Genomic DNA, 18,683 nt, shown 5'->3' with positions numbered 1-18,683 from the left:
CTGCGCTGCGGATTGTATATGATTGATACTTTCCGACGATAAACTTTTATGGGCATTCCCGCATGGAACGCCGGCATAGGTTTTTTCTCCCAGGGTTCAACATGTCTTTCGTTACACCACAAACAGGTCCTCTCAGACATTTTCTGCAATTTCGCGATCTTTCCAAAGATGAAATTCACTACGTGCTGAATCGCGCCCGCCTCATCAAAGACAAATTCAAACGATACGAGCCGCACCATACTCTGCACGACCGGAATCTGGCCATGGTGTTTGAAAAGGCCAGCACCCGCACGCGCGTCTCCTTCGAAGCCGGCATGTACCAACTGGGAGGCTCAGTCATACACCTGACCACCGGCGACTCGCAACTAGGGCGCGCCGAGCCTATCGAGGACACCGCAAGGGTTATTTCACGCATGGTCGATCTGATCATGATCCGCACCTTCGAACAAACCCGCATCGAACGCTTTGCATCTCATTCCCGCGTGCCTGTCATCAACGGCCTGACCAACGAATACCATCCCTGCCAGATCCTGGCCGATATTTTTACCTTTATCGAACACCAGGGCTCGATCGAAAACAAGGTCGTGGCCTGGATCGGCGACGCCAACAATATGGCCTACACGTGGCTGCAGGCCGCCGAAATACTCGGCTTTCGCCTGCATGTCTCGGCCCCCAGCGGCTATCGGCTGGATCCCGAACGCATAGGGCAGCCATCCGATGCCATACTGCGTGAATTCAACGACCCTATGGAAGCCTGCCGTGGCGCGCACTTGGTCACCACCGACGTGTGGACCAGCATGGGCTACGAAAACGAGAACGAAGAACGCCGCCTCGCCTTCGCCGACTGGTGTGTCGATGCCGACATGATGTCCCAGGCCGACCCGCAAGCCGTCTTCATGCACTGCCTGCCGGCCCACCGCGGCGAAGAAGTAACGGGCGACGTCATCGACGGGCCTCAAAGCGTGGTTTGGGACGAAGCCGAAAACCGCTTGCATGTGCAAAAAGCCCTGATGGAATTTTTACTTCGCGGCCAGGTGGCGCAAGCATGATTCTGGAAACCTGGCTGGCACTGGCGGCCACCTCCGCCGTCCTGCTCTTTATCCCGGGGCCCACCGTACTGCTGATGGTTTCGTACGCGCTCGGCCAGGGATGGCGGCCAGTGCTGCCTCTGGTTGCGGGCATCCTGCTGGGCGACGTAACCGCCATGACCTTGTCGCTGCTTGGCGTGGGAGCCTTGCTCGCGGCCTCCGCGACTCTGTTCACCGTTCTGAAATGGACCGGTGCCGCATACCTGGCCTGGCTGGGACTCAAACTCTGGAAGGCCAGCGGCACACTCGAGGCCCGGCCCTGCACCGAAGCAAGCTCTAGCGCCAGAATGTTCGGCCACGGATGGATAGTAACGGCACTGAACCCGAAGTCCGTCACTTTCTTCATCGCCTTCCTGCCCCAGTTTTTCGACCACCGCAGCGCCTTTCTGCCACAACTGCTGATCACCGAAGCGACATTCCTGACACTGGCCTTCTGCTCGTTGATCACCTACACATTCATCGCCACGCGCGCGCGCCGCTTCATGCACAACGCCAAAACGATCAGCGCCATCAACAAAACCAGCGGAACCCTGCTTATCGCCGCCGCCGTTGCAAGCGCCACATTGCAAACTACCGCCCGGACCTGAGGACCGCACATGTCCGGCACCTATCCCTTGCGTGAAGCCAGACACTTGCAGTATCCCGCTTGCCCGCGCCGGGCCCGGATTCAACATTGGGAGTAAGCACCATGTCAGACACGATTCATGTCCGGCCCGTCCTCGCATCCGATTTCCCCGCCTGGTCGGAACTCTGGGACGGCTATAACGCATTCTACGGACGCGCCGGCCCCACCGCTCTGGCCGCGCATGTCAGCCGAATGACCTGGTCGCGCTTTTTCGACGCCTACGAGCCCATGCACGCACTGGTCGCGGAATGCAACGGCTCGCTGCTTGGCCTGGTTCATTATCTGTTCCATCGAAATACGATCACAATAGAACCAACGTGCTATCTGCAGGATTTATTCACGGCCGAAGGCGCGCGAGGCAAAGGAATCGGGCGAGCATTGATCAACGCGGTCTACGATCGCGCAAAAGCGGCGGGATCGACGCGCGTGTACTGGCAGACGCACGAAACCAATGCAAGGGCAATGAAGCTGTATGATGCGCTTGCCGAAAAACCCGGATTCGTTATATACCGGAAAGCGCTATAAGCAGATCCGCCAGGCACGACACGCCCCATCGACACGAGAACAAAGACCCGACACATGTATCAGCTTTATTACCATCCGGGAAACGCCAGCCTGGCGCCCCATGTAGTGCTTGAAGAAATCGGTGCTCCCTACGAGCTGCTGTTTGTCGACCGTGCCAACAATCAGCACAAAAGCCCGGAATACCTGAAGCTCAACCCAAGCGGGCGCATCCCTGTGCTGATCGATGGCGATTTGGTGCTTTACGAGACGGCCGCCATTTGTTTGCACCTGGCCGACCATCACCCGCAGGCAAAACTGATGCCGCCGCCCGGCAGCGCGCAGCGCTCGGAATGTTATAAGTGGCTGATGTATCTCGCCACCACCCTGCAGGCCGAATTGATCAGCTATTTCTATCCGGAGCGGCTGATCGATGATGCGGCGGGCGCAGCCCAGGTCAAGCAGCATGCCGAAACCAGGGTCGGCCAAATGCTGGACATCATCGAGGCCGAACTGGCCTCGCAAAATCGCGACTATCTCGCCGGAAACAATTACAGCCTAGCGGATATTTACCTCATGATGCTCTGCCGCTGGACCAGGGGAATGTCCCATCCGGCAGTCAAGCGCCCTCGCCTGGGCGAATACCTGGAACGGATTGCGGCCAGGCCGTCAGTCCGGCGTACGTTCGCCGACGAAGGCATCAAAGCCCCCTTCTTTGCAGTTTCAAATTGAAAACCCTGCTCGCCCCGCTGTCCCGGCTCGCCGATTTCGACGAAATCGTCGATGTCCGGACACCGCTGGAATATGCCGACGACCACATACCCGGCGCAATCAACGCGCCGGTATTGAGCAACGAGGAGCGGGTCGTCATCGGCACCATGTACCGGCAGGTGTCGCCCTTCGAAGCCACGCGGCTGGGCGCCGCCCTGGTCGCCAAAAATATAGGCCACCATCTGGAAACGCTGTTTGCCGACAAACCGCGCCAGTGGCGTCCGCTGATCTACTGCTGGCGCGGCGGCAAGCGTTCCGGTTCCATGACGACCTGGTTCAACATGATAGGCTGGCAGGCACGGCAACTCGAAGGTGGCTATAAAACCTATCGCCGCTGGGTCCTCGATTCGCTGGAAAGCCTGCCGGCCCGCTTTCAGTACCGCGTCCTTACAGGACACACCGGCACGGGCAAGACCCGCTTGCTGCAAGCGCTGGGTCAGGCAGGCGAACAAGTGCTGGATCTGGAGCATCTGTCTCGCCATCGCGGCTCGCTGCTGGGCGCGCTGCCAGGCCACAAGCAGCCATCGCAAAAACGTTTCGAGTCGGATTTGACATCCGCCCTCAGTCATTTCGACCCCGCACGGCCGGTATTCGTGGAAGCGGAAAGCTCCCGTATCGGCGTAATCAGCGTGCCCCGGCCGCTGCTCGACGCCATCCATCGCGGCGCCTGCATCGAAGTTGAAGCATCCATTGAAGACCGCATCACCTTCCTGCTGCAGGACTACTCGCATCTGTTCGACGAGCCGGAACACTTCAAACAACTGCTGGACCGGCTTGCCGGCCTGCACAGCAAGCAGACTATCCAGCACTGGCATCAGTTGATCGACAGCGGCGCCCGTGCGCAATTGTTCGGCGAACTGGTGGAACAGCACTACGACCCCGCTTATGCGCGCAGCAGCCATGCGCATTTTCAGGAAATCAGCCGCGCGCTGCCTTTCATCTTCAGGCCCAATGGAGTCGACGGCCTGCCACAGGCCCGGCTGCTACTTCAACAAATTACGGCAGCCCACGCGGGCGATACGCCTTGCGCGCCCGCGGATGCTGCATGCGGAAAGCTCACACCATGACCACGACCTCTATTCCCCCCCGCCTGACCGAACTGTCTCACGGAGGCGGCTGCGGCTGCAAGATTGCGCCGGGCGTACTGGCCGACTTGCTCAAGAACATGCCGGCCCTGCGGGGATTTCCCGATTTGCTGGTAGGCACGGAAAGCTCGGACGACGCGGCGGTGTATCGTCTCAATGACGAGCAGGCTATCGTGGCAACGACCGATTTTTTCATGCCCATCGTCGACGATCCTTATGATTTCGGCCGGATTGCCGCCGCCAACGCACTCTCGGACATCTATGCCATGGGCGGCAAACCCATACTTGCATTGGCCCTGGTGGGCATGCCCATCAATGTACTGCCTCACGACACGATAGCCCGCATACTGGAAGGCGGTTCGGCAATCTGCGCCAGTGCGGGCATTCCGATAGCCGGCGGGCATTCGATAGATTCGGTCGAACCGATATACGGGCTGGCCGCGCTCGGCCTGGTGCACCCGCAACGGATCGTCCGCAATACCGGCGCTCGTCCGGGCGACGTGCTGGTACTTGGCAAACCCCTGGGTGTAGGCGTACTGTCGGCGGCACTGAAGAAAAATCTTCTCGGCAAGGCCGGCTACGAAGCCATGATTGCCGCCACCACACAATTGAACCGGCCCGGCACGCCGCTTGCCGCCCTGCCCGATGTGCATGCCATGACGGACGTCACCGGCTTCGGGCTGCTGGGCCACTTGCTGGAGCTGTGCCGCGGCGCAGGCTTGACGGCACACATTCGCTATGCCGACCTGCCCTGGCTCGATGGCGTGCGTGAGTTTGTCGATGCCGGTATATATACCGGCGCGTCAGGCCGCAATTGGGCATCCTACGGCAGCGACGTCGAACTGGACAAGAGCCTGCCGGCCACTGCCCGCACCTTGCTGGCCGACCCCCAAACTTCGGGAGGCTTGCTGGTTTCGTGCACGCCTTCGGCCGTGAACCACGTGCTGGATATATTCCACAACGACGGTTTTGAACGTGCGACCGTGATCGGCTCAATGGCCGCAGGCGAGCCTCGGATCGTTGCCGCATGACAAAGCGGCAACGATCCGCACCACTCCCGGCTTTTTGATAATGCAGGCAAGTTAAAGCCGCTGTGCCGTTTTTTTACTTGCTCAATGGCCGCCTGCCAGCAATATATCCGCAAGCTGGTCTATGCCGCCCACGGCTAGGTCCCAGTCCTCTTCGGCATTCAGATCTTTTTTCTGATCCGGGCCATATTCCGTTGGCCGGTTGATGTAGGCGGTACGCATGCCGTGCAGGCGGCCATGCCGCAGGTCGTTGTTATGGGCCGCCACAAGCATGACTTCGTGCGGCCGCAGGTCGAAAAAGGCTTGCACGCCCAGATAGATTTCAGGATCAGGCTTGAAATGCCGCACCACATCGGCGGAAAAAACGGCATCCCAGGGGATTTCGCCATGTTTGGCCATACCGACCAGGCATGCAACGCTGCCGTTGGAAAAAGTGGAGATAATATAACGCCGCTTCAGGCGCGTAAGCCCCGGCACGCTGTCCGGCCAGGGGTTCAACCGATGCCATACTTTATTTACATGCTGTATTTCGGTTTCGGACAGGCCCGAAAGCCCAAAATCTCCAAGCAATTCATTCAAGCGCTCACGGTGCAGGACATCGATATTTGCCCAAACCCGCCTGCCGCTGCGCACACCATCCATGGCCGGCACATACCCCGCGCGCCAGGCGTCGGCAAAGGCCAGCCAATCGGCCTGGATACCCTTCGCCGCACCGAATTCGGCCATTTCGCGGGCAATGGATGCGCGCCAATCCACTACCGTGCCAAATGTATCGAAAACCAATGCCTTGACTGATTCAATACCCACCATGCCCTCCTGGCGCTATGCCGATCAAGAAAAATTTCGGAGACTGCTGCCGCGATGGTTCGACAAATCCGCCGCTTGCCAGCAATCTCATATAAAACAGATACGATTCATAACGAAATAAATAGAATTTTCTATTTACTTTTTATTTACTTTGTGTAAGTAAAAGTTTTAACATAAAGAAAGCGGGCCATCGCCGCTCCCCTCATGACGAAGCCTGCATCTCTTTACTTAGGAGACAGCCATGGCTAACGATACACAAAAAGGCTGTACACGACAGAATACCTCTGCCCAGCCTGTCCGGACCAATTTGCATAGGCGACACATTCTCCAGGCCGTGGGCGCGGCCGGATTGGCTACCAGCATCGGTCCCTTCTTTTTCATCAACAAGACTTATGCGGCAAACCGCAGCCTGAAAATACTTCAGTGGAATCACTTCGTGCCCGCTTACGATCAGTGGTTCGACAACACCTACGTGAAGGAGTGGGGTCAAAAAAACGATACCAGTGTCATTGTGGATCACGTTGGCATCCCGGCATTGAGCACCCGCGCAGCGGCGGAAGTGTCGGCGCAAAAAGGGCATGACCTGTTCATGTTCCTGTCGCCACCGCCTGTCTATGAAGACCAGGTCATCGATCATCGGGAAATCTACGAGGAATGCGAACGCAAACACGGCAAACCGGTGGACCTGGCCGTCAAGAGCACCTACAACCCGAAGACCAAAAAATATTTTGCTTTTTCCGACAGTTTCGTACCCGACCCGGTCAATTACCGCAAGGACCTGTGGGACGATGTCGGCATGGCAGCCCCGAACAGCTGGGATGATGTATTGACCGCCGGACGCAAGATCAAGCAGAAGCACAATATCCCCGTTGGAATCGGCCTATCGGCCGAGCTCGATACCGCGATGGCAATGCGCACTGTGCTGTTCGCCTTCGGCGGATCCGTACAGGATGAACATGGCACGGTGATACTGAACTCCAAGCAGACCCTGGAAGCGATCAAGTTCGTCAAGGCCTTGTATCACGACACGATGACCGCCCAGGTCCTGGCCTGGGATGCCTCTTCCAACAACCGCGCCATGCTGGCTGGCAAAATCTCGCTCTGCCTCAACGCTATTTCGGTAACCCGGGAAGGTGAAAACAAGAACATCCCGATCACGCCGAAAATCCAGCTGACGCAAGCCCTGCAAGGCCCGGGACGGCGTATCGGCATGGAACACGTCATGGATTGCTATGTGATCTGGAAATTCGCCGAGAATATCGACGGGGCCAAGAAATTTCTGGTGGACTACATCGACAATTTCCGGCAAGGCTTTCTAGGAAGCCAGTTTTACAATTTTCCCAGTTTTCCCAGTACCGTGCCGGATCTCGAAAAACTGATTGCCGACGACCCCAAAGCCCAACCCCACGACAAATACAAAATACTGGGCACACTGATGCATCAGGCCACCAATGTAGGTTATCCGGGATATGCCAATGCGGCTACGGACGAGATTTTCAATACCTGGGTGCTCAATACCATGTTCGCAAAGGCGGCCACCGGGAACGAAACACCCGAGAATGCCTTGAAGCAGGCCGAAGCAAGCTGCAAGCGCATATTCGCCAAATGGCACGAGCGCGGCATGGTGTGAGCAAGCGCGCCGATGGGGCCAAGGCTTTAGCTCAAGCCTGAACGCCTACGCGAGAACCAAGAATAATGGCCACTGTAGAAACCCGCTCGCTCTCCAAACGCTTCGATGGCGGCAATGCCGTCGACAGCATTGACCTTGCGGTACGCGAAGCCGAATTCCTGGTGCTGCTGGGGCCGTCGGGATCGGGAAAAACGACGCTGCTGCGCATGATCGCCGGGCTGGAGACCCCCACGTCCGGCGATATTCTGGTCAATGAATGCAATGTCACCGACTTGCCGCCCAGAGCCCGCAACATGGCCATGGTATTTCAAAGCTATGCACTGTACCCGCACCTTACCGTGTACCGCAATATCGCCTTTCCCCTGCAGGCACAAGGTGCGCCACGCGACACCATCAACGGCAAAGTCGAACAGGCGGCAAGCATGTTCGGCATCAGCCACTTGCTCTTGCGCAAACCGCGTCAATTATCCGGCGGAGAACGCCAGCGGGTCGCGCTGGCGCGCGCGGTGGTACGCGAACCCGTGGTCTTTCTGCTGGATGAACCCCTGTCCAATCTGGACGCGAAATTACGGATCTCGGCGCGCGACGAACTGCAGCAGTTTCAACGCAGGCTGAAAACGACCACCATCTATGTCACTCACGACCAGACGGAAGCGCTGGGCCTGGGCGACCGCATTGCCATTCTGGATCATGGCCGCATTCTCCAGCTCGGCTCTCCGCATGATGTCTACGAACATCCCGCCAACACCTTTGTCGCGACCTTTATCGGCTCGCCGCCCATGAACCTGATAACCGAAGCCGACAAGCCGACGACCGGCTTTCGTCCTGAACACTTCCTGCCACGCGAGGCCTACCCGGTCGACGCAGCCACAAACACGTTTCCATTGCATGTCACCCGCATAGAAAACCTGGGCTCGGACCGTTTGGTCTACGGCGTACTGGATTCGCCTCTGCCCCAGGTCAAAGTCATTTCACGCATCCCCTGCACAGTCGAGACCTCGGTCGAGGCTGGCGCGCGCTACACATTCGCCGTGCGCCGCCGGGACCTGCGATGGTTCGACCCGAAATCGGGACTGAACCTGGGAGAAAATCCGGCATGAACCAGGCCCACGCCATGCCCGCGCCGCGCATAAAACGCCATCTGCTCGAAGACGACAAATGGCTGGGCCGCTGCATGCTTGCTCCTGCAATCGTCTACATTACGCTGCTGGTCGGTTTCCCATTCCTGCTGTCGATTTACTACAGCCTGTCGGACGCCACAGTCGGCACCCACGCGCTGCATTTTGTCGGCCTGGAAAACTTCCGGCGCGTCATGGACAGCGACACCTTCTGGCGCTCGATGCGCAACACGCTGGTATTCACCCTGGCCTCGCAATTGCTGGTCGTGATCCTGGCCAAGATTCTGGCCATGGCCTTGTACCGCGACTTTCGCGGCAAATGGCTGGTGAGGCTGTTGATCCTGCTTCCCTGGGTGGCTCCGATTTCGCTGGGAACCATCGGATGGCTCTGGATCTTCGACCCGGTCTACAGCGTCATCAACCGGACTCTGCAAATGACCGGCCTGCTGAGTCCGAACGCGTGGCCCATCTGGCTGGGCCAGCCAGACCTGGCCATGATCTCGATCGTCATGGTGGATGTCTGGCGCCTGCTGCCTCTTGCGACTGTGATTATTCTGGCCGGCCTGAGCGGCATTCCTCAAGATATACACGATGCCGCAGCCATGGACGGGGCAGGCTTCTGGCGGCATCTGTTTCGCATCAACATCCCGCTGGTCATGCCCGTCATGCTGGTGGCCCTGCTGTTCGGGATCGTATTCACATTTACCGACATGATCATCATTTATGTCCTGACCCGCGGCGGCCCCTACGACACCACCCAGGTCCTGGCCAGCCTGGCCTTTTTCAGCGGAATACAGGGCGGCGACCTGGCCGAAGGCGCGGCCATATCGCTGTTCCTCTTTCCTTTGCTGGTGGCCGTCGTCGTGCTGTTGCTGACCATAGCGCGCCGCACCGAGGTAAGTTGATATGGCCATGACTGTGATCCACGCAAAACGCTGGGGTGCCCGAGCAGGCCATTTCGGCATCATTGCCGCCTTTGTGGCGTTTACCGCATTTCCCTTCTACTGGATGTTGATCACCACATTCAAAAGCACGCTGGACCTGGTCAATACGGCCAACAACCCGTTCATCTTCAATAGCGCTCCGACCCTGGACAATCTGCGAGTGCTGCTGTTCGACACGCAATACGTGCGCTGGATACTCAACACCCTGCTGGTCGGCGTTCTGGTAGTGATCATTACCCTGGTGCTGGCGGTGCCCGCGGGCTACAGCCTGGCACGCCTGTCCGGACGCTGGGGCAGGCAAATGGCCATCGGCATTTTCCTGACCTACCTGATACCGCCCACCATACTGTTCATTCCATTTTCGCGCATCGTCGGAGCGCTTGGCCTGCAGGATTCGCTCTGGTCGCTGGTTCTGGTCTACCCCAGCTTCACAGTGCCTTTCTGCACCTGGCTGATGATGGGATTTTTCAAGGCGGTTCCGCACGACATCGAAGAGGCCGCCATGATGGATGGCCTGAGCCGTTTTGGCGCGTTCCTGAAAGTTGTGGTGCCGCTATCGTCGGCAGGGATATTGACGGTGGTGATTTTCACCCTCACCCTGGTCATGCAGGAATTCATCTACGCGCTGACCTTCATAACCAGCTCGTCCAATTACACGGTCAGCGTGGGTGTGCCCACTTTTCTGGTGCGCGGTGATGTCTATTTCTGGGGATCGCTTATGGGAGCGTGCCTGATCGTCAGCATACCTATTGCCGTACTGTATAACTTCTTCGTGGACCGTTTCGTCGCAGGATTTACCGTCGGCGCCGTGAAATAGGCCTCCCGCACTGCCCCGCACAGCAGCCCTCTAACCCTTATTGACAATGTGGTTCAGGCCGCGTCCAAGGGTTCGGCTACCTATAATAAAAACTCTCATGCCTTTCAACCTGTTCAAGGACATCCATCGTGGCAAATGATTCCGCTATTCCCGTGTTCGCAGAAAACCTATACCCCTTTGACGCGCGCGGCGTTGCCAAGCGATTTCGTCATGCCGCAATTTTCGGCGCCCTATCGGCCTTGGGCCCGGGTGAAACCATGCGTTTTTGCAACGACCACAACCCACTGCCGCTGCTGTCGCAGATTGAAAGCCATTTCGGCGACAAGGTACAGATCAGCTATGTGTCGCGCGAGCCGGGCGAAATCGTGATCGACTTCCTGGTAACACGCTGATCAGTCCGCGCCGCGCGCTGTCGAACGCCCCCCCCGGAAGGTCGAGGGCGTTCGATTCACACAAAGCAAATACCTGTTCAGGCCGCCATCTGGCCAAAACGCCCGCTATTGAAATCCTCGATCGCCTGAACGATTTCATCGCGCGTATTCATGACAAATGGGCCATGGCCAAAAATGGGCTCGTCTATCGGTTCGCCGCTGAGCAACAGCATGCAGGCGTCGCTGTTGGCCTCAATCGACAACTCGGCGCCGGCACGATCGAACAACACCATCTGCGCCTCGCGGGCCACATGCTTGCCATTGACCTGCACGGTACCGTGCAGCACGACCACAGCCGCAACATGGCCGTCCGGCACATTCAGCGTAACGCTGCGCCCTTCAAGCAAACGCATATCCCAGACATTCATTGGCGTGAAAGTGTGCGCCGGCCCTTTGCTACCCTGATAGTCGCCGGCGATTACGCGCACGGTTCCCGCGCCTTCGGGCAAATTCACTAGCGGAATATCGCGATCAAGTATTCCCTGGTAGCCCGGAGCCGCCATTTTGTCTTTCGCAGGCAGATTGACCCACAACTGCACCATTTCCAGCGTTCCGCCCTTGCGAGTGAACTCTGTGGAGTGAAACTCCTCATGAAGAATGCCGGACGCCGCCGTCATCCATTGCACGTCGCCCGGGCCGATCACGCCGCCATTGCCTGTTGAATCGCGGTGCTCAACCTCGCCCTTGTAGACAATGGTGACTGTCTCGAAACCGCGATGGGGATGTTGCCCCACGCCACGAGGTGCAGCGGCCGGAGCAAACTCGGCCGGCCCGGCATAATCCAGCATGAGAAACGGGCTGGCCTGCTTTCCCAGCGAGTCATAGGCAAAAAGCGTGCGCACGGGAAAACCATCACCCACCCAGTGCGAACGGGGATTACCGTAAATACCTGACACTTTTTTCATATCTGCTCTCCAGTTCGACGCCTTAACCATAAAAGGCCTGTCTCGATACATCCATCATAAGAATAGAACGACTTCTTGAATAGATGGCAAAATCCCCACACATTGTTCTATAAATAGAACTATAGAAACCAGGATGTCGATAACCATGGCATCGGAATAATCGCATAAGCTCCATCACAAGACCCAATCTCGAATACCGGCATTGGCCCGACGAATCCGGCCTGCCTGCGGCGCGCCGGCCAGATTTCCGGCTTTCGGCGGGAATGCGCAGCCCCCCGTCCCGACAAATGTTTCTACCCTGGCTAGACAATCCATTAAGCCATGCGCAACAAATGGCTTTATACTAGACCAGCTAGTACCATTCAGCTTCTACAACACTTAAAAGGTGAAACCATGACTTTTCGTTTAACGAAATTTACCTGTCAAACCCTGGCTGCGTGTGCGATGACAGCAGGGTTGTTTTCATCAGTTGCTCTGGCGGCGGGCAATAAATCCAGTGCCGACATTCAGGCGCAATACCGGGCCGATGTCGCACATTGCAATAGCGGCCAGTCCACCCAAGGCCGGGCCACCTGCCTCAGGGAAGCCGGTGCCGCGCGCGAAGAGGCCTTGCGCAATCGCCTGGTTATGGGCAACGAAAATTACCAGCAGGACGCAAGCAATCGCTGCAAGTCCCTGCCTAGCGGCCAACAGCAGCAGGATTGCATGATGCAAATGTCCGGCCAGGACACCGTCACCAAAGGCAGTGTCGACAGCGGCGGCATTCTTAGAGAAACCACCATAACAGTGCCGGCCGGCCAATAGCATATCCAACGGTTCGCGGAACTGCCGTGAACTGTCTTTCAGGAGCGCCTCGACGCGACAATACGAGAAGAATTACCGGCAGGCCCCAGAAACGGAGCCAAGATATCGTACTATTGAGCCTGATTAATTCAGACTTTTGTAAGCATAGATGTCGCTGATTTTTATTCTCGCCTTGCCCTTCGCGGGCAGCCTGGTGGCAGCCCTGCTGCCATCCAATGCGCGCAATCTGGAGGCCTGGCTGGCTGGCTCAGTCGCTCTCGTTTGCGCCGCATTGGTCGCCTTTGAATTTCCGCAGATCGCCCAAGGCGGCGTTGTGAAATTCGTTATCCCCTGGATTCCCGCCCAGGGCATCGACATCGTGCTGCGCCTCGACGGTTATGCCTGGCTATTCGCCCTGCTCATCACCACCATGGGCGCCTTGGTCGTGCTGTATGCCCGCTATTACCTGTCTCCCCAAGACCCGGTACCGCGTTTTTTCTCTTTTTTCCTGATATTCATGGGCTCGATGCTGGGCCTGGTGCTATCGGGCAATCTCGTGCAACTGGTCATATTCTGGGAACTGACCAGCCTGTCTTCATTCATGTTGATTGCCTATTGGCATCACCGGCTCGACGCGCGGCGCGGCGCGCGCATGGCCTTCACCATTACGGCAGGCGGGGGCCTGTGCCTGCTGGCCGGCGTCCTTATGCTGGGTCATATCGCCGGCAGCTACGATCTCGATCAAGTGCTGGCGTCGGGCGATCTGGTGAGGCACCATCCATGGTATTCGACGATACTGATTCTGATTGCGCTGGGAGCCTTAAGCAAAAGCGCCCAATTTCCCTTCCATATCTGGCTGCCCAATGCCATGGCGGCCCCCACTCCCGTATCGGCCTATCTGCATTCGGCCACTATGGTGAAGGCAGGCGTATTTATACTGGCGCGTTTCTGGCCCGTCCTTTCCGGCACCGAAGAATGGTTCTGGATCATAGGCGGAGCCGGCCTGTTCTCTTTGGTCCTGGGTGCCTATGCCGCTACCTTCCAGCAGGACATGAAGGGCGTACTGGCCTACTCCACTATCAGCCACCTGGGCCTGATCACCCTGCTATTGGGCATGAACAGCAAGCTGGCGCTGGTGGCGGCCATTTTTCACATGGTCAATCACGCCACATTCAAGGCGTCCCTGTTCATGGCCGCCGGCATTGTCGACCACGAAACCGGCACGCGCGATCTGGGCCGCCTGTCGGGCCTGTATCGCAGCATGCCGATCACCGCCACACTGGCCATTGTGGCGGCCGCCTCCATGGCGGGCGTGCCGCTGCTTAACGGATTCATCTCCAAGGAAATGTTCTTCGCCGAAACGGTCTTCATCAGCGGCGACTGGATCAGGCAATTCGGCCTGCCCATTGCCGCGGTCATTGCCGGCGCATTCAGCGTCGCCTATTCCATCCGTTTCATCGCCCAGGTTTTCTTTGGGCCGCCGGCAGTCGATTTGCCGCATGCGCCTCACGAACCGCCGCGCTGGATGCTGCTGCCCAGCGCCTTGCTGGTATTGGCCTGCCTTCTTGTGGGAATGCTACCCGGCAAGACGCTGGGGCCTTTGCTGCACGCGGCAGTGTGGTCGATTCTTGGACAAGAGACTCCTCGTTACGACCTGGCCATCTGGCACGGATTCAATCTGCCGCTGGCCATGAGCTTCCTGGCTCTGGCCGGAGGGGTGGCCTTGCTGTGGCTGCTCGGCGCCAGATTGCAAGCCCGGCCAGGAAAAACGCCGCTCATCCATCGCATCGACGGCCGGCACATCTACGAAACCCTGATGGAACGCCTGGGCGAATCGGCCAATGCCGTGATGAACTGGATCTACTCGCCCTACCTCCAGCCCCAACTCCTGCTGGTCATCGTCGCCACCTTCTGCGTCGCCCTTTTGCCGCTGCTTGGGCAAACATGGTTAAGGCCGGAAATAGCAACGCCCATCGATCCTGCCTTTGCCCTGATGTGGGTGGTCGGCGCCGCCTGCGCAATCGGTGCAGCCCGCCAGGCAAAATACCACCGCCCCGCGTCCCTGGCGCTGGCGGGGGGCGCGGGCCTCATCACCAGCCTGACTTTTGTCTGGTATTCGGCCCCCGATCTTGCGCTGACTCAACTGGCCGTCGAAGTCGTCACGACGGTACTGATCCTGCTGGGCTTGCGCTGGCTGCCGCGCCGCATCGAAGAAAGCGGTACGCCGGCAAAAATAGCGCCGCATGCCCGCTGGCGCCGTTTTCGGGATTTGATGATTGCACTACTGGGCGGGGCCGGCCTGGCGGCCCTGGCCTATGCAGTCATGACCCGCACCGCAACCAGCACCACGGCAGCCTATTTCCTGAACAAAGCCTTGCCCGAAGGCGGCGGCACGAATGTCGTCAACGTGATTCTGGTGGATTTCCGCGGATTCGACACCTTGGGCGAAATTACCGTGCTGGGCATCGTGGCCTTGACCGTCTATGCACTGCTTCGGCGTTTCCGTCCGCCACCTGAGAGCATAGACATGCCGCAGCAGCAAAATCAGGAAGGAACCGCGCCGACCGAGCCGGATCCCGAAGCGCCGATTCCCCAGGGAGCTTTGAAGATACCCGCCGTGCTCGTGCGATTGCTCTTGCCCATAGCCGGCCTGATTTCTTTCTTTTTCCTGCTTCGCGGGCACAATCTGCCCGGAGGCGGGTTCGTGGGTGGGCTCATCATGGCCACAGCCATCATTTTGCAATACATGGTCGGCGGGGTCCTGTGGGTGGAGTCGCGCACACGCATACACCCGCAATACTGGATTGCCGTGGGCCTGCTGACCGCCGGGGCGGCGGCCATGTCCGCCTGGTGGTCCATGCGGCCCTTTCTTTCGGCGCGTTCATGGGAGCTGCTGCTGCCGCTCATCGGGCACATACATTTATCCACCGTTCTGTTTTTCGATATCGGGGTATACATGCTCGTGATCGGAGCCACTGTTCTGATCCTGCTGGTGCTGGCCCATCAATCGCTGCGGTTCCACCGCAAGCCGGCAGCGCCCGGCAGGCAAATTGCGCCGCCCGGCGCGGGGGCTGTGTGATGGAAATCGTTATCGCATTGGCCATAGGCGCGCTGGCGGGCTCGGGGATCTGGCTGCTGCTGCGTCCCCGTACCTTCCAGGTCATCATGGGCCTGTCCCTGCTTTCTTACGCGGTCAATCTTTTCATATTCAGCATGGGTCGACTAAGCCAGGGCAAACTGCCGGTCATCGATGCCGGCAAGGGGGTCGACCCAAGCCTTTATGCCGACCCTGTGCCGCAGGCTCTGATTCTAACGGCCATTGTTATCGGATTCGCCACCACCGCCCTGTTCCTGGTTGTCCTGCTGGCTTCGCGCGGCCTGACCGGGACCGATCATGTCGATGGCAGGGAGCCGCCACCATGAATGGCTGGCTGCAGCACTTGCCTATTTTCCCTGTCGCCGTCCCGCTCATGGCCGGCGCTCTCATGCTGCTGTTCAAGGAAACCCGGCGCCTGACGCGACTCGGCATAGGCCTGGTATCGGTCCTGATCCAGCTCGCGGCAGCCGTGGGACTTTTATGCCTGACGGCCGGAGCCGTACCGAATCTGTGGCCCGACGGCATAGGCGTGTATCTGCTTGGCGACTGGCCCGCGCAATTCGGCATCGTTGTGGTCGTCGACAGGCTTGCAGCCATCATGCTTACCCTGAGCGCCGTGCTGGGAACCGCTACGCTGGTTTATTCCAGTGTCCGCTGGGACCGTGCGGGCGTGCATTTTCATCCCCTGTTCCAGTTTCTGCTGATGGGGTTGAATGGCGCCTTCCTGACGGGCGACCTATTCAATCTGTTCGTTTTTTTCGAAGTATTGCTGGCAGCCTCTTACGGATTGATTCTGCACGGATCCGGGACGGCCCGCGTAACGGCCGGCCTGCACTATATCGCGGTCAATCTCGTGGCTTCGCTCATGCTGCTGATCGCAATTGCCCTGATATACGGCGTCACGGGCACGCTGAATATGGCGGACCTGGCGGTACAGGCCGGCCGGCTGGCAGGGCCGAACCGACGCCTCTTTGAAGTCGGAGCGGCGATCCTCGGCATGGCATTTCTCATCAAGGCGGCGGCATGGCCCCTGAATTTCTGGCTTCCTGCCGCGTATGCCAACGCATGCGCACCCGTGGCCGCCCTTTTTGCGATCATGACCAAAGTAGGCATTTATGCCTTGCTGCGACTCGGCTCTTTGCTGCTGCCCACCGGAGCGCCCGCCGCGTTCGGCGGCGACTGGATGTTTCCTGTGGGCTTGCTCACCCTGCTCTTTGGCACCGTGGGGCTATTGGCGGCACAACAAATAGGACGCCTGGCTGGATATTGCATCATCATTTCATCGGGCACCTTGCTGGCGGCGCTGGGCATGCCGGGTGTCACGCTGACCGGCCCCGCCTTGTTTTATTTGATCAACTCGGTACTCGCCCTGGGGGCCTTTTTCATGTTGATCGAAATGGTCGAGCGCACCCAGACATTCGGCGCCAACCTGCTGGCAGTCAGCCAGGAAGCCTTCGATCTGGACGATCCCGAACCTCCTGATCATTCAGACGAGGTTATCGGTGTCGCCATCCCCGCCGCGCTGGCCTTTCTGGGCCTGGCCTTTATTTGCTGCGCCGTGCTGATCATCGGCTTGCCGCCCTTATCCGGATTCGTCGCCAAGTTTTCGCTCCTGGCAGCCGCGCTCGATATGTCGAGCACCGGCATGCCCTCGTTCAATGCCTGGCTGCTTGTCATAGCGGTATTGGCTTCCAGCATGGCGGGGGTTGTCTCCCTGGGCCGCACAGGCATCCGCACTTTCTGGAGCACCGACGACGCAATTACCCCACGCCTGCATATCAGCGAAGCCGCTCCGGTAGCCGCATTACTCATGGCTTGCCTTGCCTTGGCCATCTGGGCAGGCCCGGCCAGCAGTTACCTGAACGATGCCGCACGCTCGCTCGACCGGCCTGAATCCTACATCGGCGCTGTACTTGCACAGCACACTCAGCGCGCACCGGCACATGGAGGCCAGCCATGAAACGCCTGCTGTATCGCCTGCTCATGCCTATATTTTTAACTGTCCTGTGGCTGGTGCTGAACGATACCTTGTCGTGGGAGCAGGTTTTGCTGGGCGCGACGCTCTCGATCATGCTGGTATGGGCCGGATCCCGATTACGCCCATTGCGGGCAAGGCCCAAGAAACCATTTGTCATGATCCGGCTGCTTTGCGCGGTCATCGCGGATATCACCCGATCCAATCTGGCGGTAGGACGGCTGGTCTGGACTGGAGCACCCGCCACACCGGGCTTTATCGACATTCCACTGGATATGCGCGACCCGCACGGCCTGGCAGCCCTGGCCTGCATCATCACCTATACGCCCGGCACCGTATGGGCCAGGCTTTCCGAAGGCGAAAACCTTCTGACGCTGCACGTGCTCGACCTCAAAGACGAGTCGCACTGGATCAGAACGATCAAGCAGCGCTATGAACATCCCCTGATGGAGATATTTGAATGAATACCGTACTTATCTGGGCAAGCACCTTTGCGCTGTACTGTTTTGCGCTGGGAATGATATGCGCGGCGATACGTCTGCTGCGCGGACCAACGGCCGAAGATCGTGTGCTGGCGCTCGACACCATGTATATCAACGGCATGCTGACCATTCTGGTGCTGGGCATCCGGTTTGGAACCAGCCTGTATTTCGACATAGCTTTGCTGATTGCGCTGTTCGGCTTTGTCGGGTCGGCCGCCATGGCCAAATTCCTGCTTCGCGGCGAGGTCATCGAGCCATGAATACACTGCCATTATGGGTATCGATTCCTGCTTCCATTCTGCTGGTGTCAAGTGGCATACTGGCCTTGACCGGCTCGCTGGGGCTGCTGCGATTCAAGAATTTTTATTCGCGCATTCATGCCCCCACCATGGGCAATACGCTGGGAACCATTGGAGTATTGCTGGCATCGATGCTGGTTTCTTCAAGCACAGCTCGACATCTGATACTGGATGAAATTCTGATCGTCCTGCTTCTGGTCATCAGTTCGCCGGTAACGGCCATACTTTTGATGCAGGCAGCCATTCGCCGCGATGCCCGCCGCAACCCGGGCGACACGTAATCCGGGCCACGGCGGC

The 18,683-nt window shown here is 58.5% G+C and carries 20 protein-coding genes; 18 read left to right on the top strand and 2 right to left on the bottom strand.

Annotated elements, in window-relative coordinates:
• Positions 1-101: 101 nt before the first annotated feature.
• From argF to selD, 6 genes are all read left to right on the top strand, one after another.
• Positions 102-1,049, top strand: coding sequence for an ornithine carbamoyltransferase (gene argF, locus LSG25_RS00780; RefSeq protein WP_232742836.1), 948 nt, complete (start codon positions 102-104; stop codon positions 1,047-1,049).
• A complete protein-coding gene (locus tag LSG25_RS00775) occupies positions 1,046-1,675 on the top strand; it encodes a LysE family translocator (protein ID WP_232742835.1) in 630 nt (209 codons plus the stop codon). Before argF ends, LSG25_RS00775 begins: the two co-directional genes overlap by 4 nt.
• A gap of 101 nt (positions 1,676-1,776) precedes the next feature.
• Positions 1,777-2,238 (top strand): GNAT family N-acetyltransferase, encoded by a 462-nt coding sequence (locus tag LSG25_RS00770; protein WP_232742834.1) that lies wholly within the window; start codon positions 1,777-1,779, stop codon positions 2,236-2,238.
• Between the two features lie 54 nt (positions 2,239-2,292).
• Positions 2,293-2,946: a glutathione S-transferase family protein gene (locus LSG25_RS00765; protein ID WP_232742833.1), complete on the top strand. Its 654-nt coding sequence runs from the start codon at positions 2,293-2,295 to the stop codon at positions 2,944-2,946.
• Complete coding sequence (gene mnmH / locus LSG25_RS00760; RefSeq protein WP_232742832.1) at positions 2,943-4,052, top strand: tRNA 2-selenouridine(34) synthase MnmH; 1,110 nt, start codon at positions 2,943-2,945, stop codon at positions 4,050-4,052. Before LSG25_RS00765 ends, mnmH begins: the two co-directional genes overlap by 4 nt.
• Positions 4,049-5,101, top strand: coding sequence for a selenide, water dikinase SelD (gene selD, locus LSG25_RS00755; protein ID WP_370635927.1), 1,053 nt, complete (start codon positions 4,049-4,051; stop codon positions 5,099-5,101). Before mnmH ends, selD begins: the two co-directional genes overlap by 4 nt.
• 81 nt (positions 5,102-5,182) lie before the next feature.
• On the opposite strand, the gene LSG25_RS00750 is transcribed toward selD, so the two are convergent.
• Positions 5,183-5,908 carry a haloacid dehalogenase type II gene (locus LSG25_RS00750; RefSeq protein ID WP_232742830.1) on the bottom strand — a complete coding sequence of 242 codons (726 nt, stop codon included), beginning with the start codon at positions 5,906-5,908 and terminating at the stop codon, positions 5,183-5,185.
• Between the two features lie 238 nt (positions 5,909-6,146).
• On the opposite strand from LSG25_RS00750, the gene LSG25_RS00745 reads away from it, so the two are divergent.
• From LSG25_RS00745 to LSG25_RS00725, 5 genes are all read left to right on the top strand, one after another.
• Positions 6,147-7,535, top strand: a complete 1,389-nt coding sequence (locus tag LSG25_RS00745; RefSeq protein ID WP_232742829.1) for an ABC transporter substrate-binding protein — start codon at positions 6,147-6,149, stop codon at positions 7,533-7,535.
• Positions 7,536-7,600: 65 nt separating this feature from the next.
• Positions 7,601-8,635 (top strand): ABC transporter ATP-binding protein, encoded by a 1,035-nt coding sequence (locus LSG25_RS00740; RefSeq protein WP_232742828.1) that lies wholly within the window; start codon positions 7,601-7,603, stop codon positions 8,633-8,635.
• Positions 8,632-9,558, top strand: coding sequence for a carbohydrate ABC transporter permease (locus LSG25_RS00735; RefSeq protein ID WP_232742827.1), 927 nt, complete (start codon positions 8,632-8,634; stop codon positions 9,556-9,558). The genes LSG25_RS00740 and LSG25_RS00735 overlap by 4 nt, the downstream gene beginning before the upstream one ends.
• Positions 9,559-9,565: 7 nt before the next feature.
• On the top strand, positions 9,566-10,414 hold the full coding sequence (locus LSG25_RS00730) for a carbohydrate ABC transporter permease (RefSeq protein WP_232742826.1): 849 nt from the start codon (positions 9,566-9,568) through the stop codon (positions 10,412-10,414).
• A gap of 128 nt (positions 10,415-10,542) precedes the next feature.
• Positions 10,543-10,806, top strand: coding sequence for a DUF2249 domain-containing protein (locus tag LSG25_RS00725; RefSeq protein WP_232742825.1), 264 nt, complete (start codon positions 10,543-10,545; stop codon positions 10,804-10,806).
• A gap of 77 nt (positions 10,807-10,883) precedes the next feature.
• Here LSG25_RS00725 and LSG25_RS00720 read toward each other — a convergent pair whose 3' ends face one another.
• Positions 10,884-11,750, bottom strand: coding sequence for a pirin family protein (locus LSG25_RS00720; protein WP_232742824.1), 867 nt, complete (start codon positions 11,748-11,750; stop codon positions 10,884-10,886).
• Between the two features lie 393 nt (positions 11,751-12,143).
• Here LSG25_RS00720 and LSG25_RS00715 point away from each other — a divergent pair, with 393 nt between their 5' ends.
• The 7 genes from LSG25_RS00715 to mnhG all read left to right on the top strand — a co-directional run bounded on the left by LSG25_RS00715 (position 12,144) and on the right by mnhG (position 18,667).
• Positions 12,144-12,554, top strand: coding sequence for a hypothetical protein (locus LSG25_RS00715; RefSeq protein ID WP_370635926.1), 411 nt, complete (start codon positions 12,144-12,146; stop codon positions 12,552-12,554).
• A gap of 148 nt (positions 12,555-12,702) precedes the next feature.
• Entirely contained in the window at positions 12,703-15,612 is a 2,910-nt protein-coding gene (locus LSG25_RS00710; protein WP_232742823.1) for a monovalent cation/H+ antiporter subunit A, read from the top strand.
• On the top strand, positions 15,612-15,956 hold the full coding sequence (locus LSG25_RS00705) for a Na+/H+ antiporter subunit C (RefSeq protein WP_232742822.1): 345 nt from the start codon (positions 15,612-15,614) through the stop codon (positions 15,954-15,956). Before LSG25_RS00710 ends, LSG25_RS00705 begins: the two co-directional genes overlap by 1 nt.
• Positions 15,953-17,590, top strand: coding sequence for a monovalent cation/H+ antiporter subunit D (locus LSG25_RS00700; RefSeq protein ID WP_232742821.1), 1,638 nt, complete (start codon positions 15,953-15,955; stop codon positions 17,588-17,590). Before LSG25_RS00705 ends, LSG25_RS00700 begins: the two co-directional genes overlap by 4 nt.
• Positions 17,587-18,069: a Na+/H+ antiporter subunit E gene (locus LSG25_RS00695; RefSeq protein WP_232742820.1), complete on the top strand. Its 483-nt coding sequence runs from the start codon at positions 17,587-17,589 to the stop codon at positions 18,067-18,069. The genes LSG25_RS00700 and LSG25_RS00695 overlap by 4 nt, the downstream gene beginning before the upstream one ends.
• The gene (locus LSG25_RS00690) at positions 18,066-18,347 is read left to right on the top strand and encodes a K+/H+ antiporter subunit F (RefSeq protein ID WP_232742819.1); all 282 of its coding nucleotides are present in this window, start codon (positions 18,066-18,068) and stop codon (positions 18,345-18,347) included. The genes LSG25_RS00695 and LSG25_RS00690 overlap by 4 nt, the downstream gene beginning before the upstream one ends.
• On the top strand, positions 18,344-18,667 hold the full coding sequence (gene mnhG, locus LSG25_RS00685) for a monovalent cation/H(+) antiporter subunit G (protein WP_232742818.1): 324 nt from the start codon (positions 18,344-18,346) through the stop codon (positions 18,665-18,667). Before LSG25_RS00690 ends, mnhG begins: the two co-directional genes overlap by 4 nt.
• Positions 18,668-18,683: the final 16 nt, after the last annotated feature.

Origin of the sequence: Paralcaligenes sp. KSB-10, from assembly GCF_021266465.1 — a bacterium.
Lineage (GTDB): Bacteria > Pseudomonadota > Gammaproteobacteria > Burkholderiales > Burkholderiaceae_B.
Note: the sequence above shows the minus strand (reverse complement) of the source record. Positions and strands in the feature narration are given on the sequence as shown.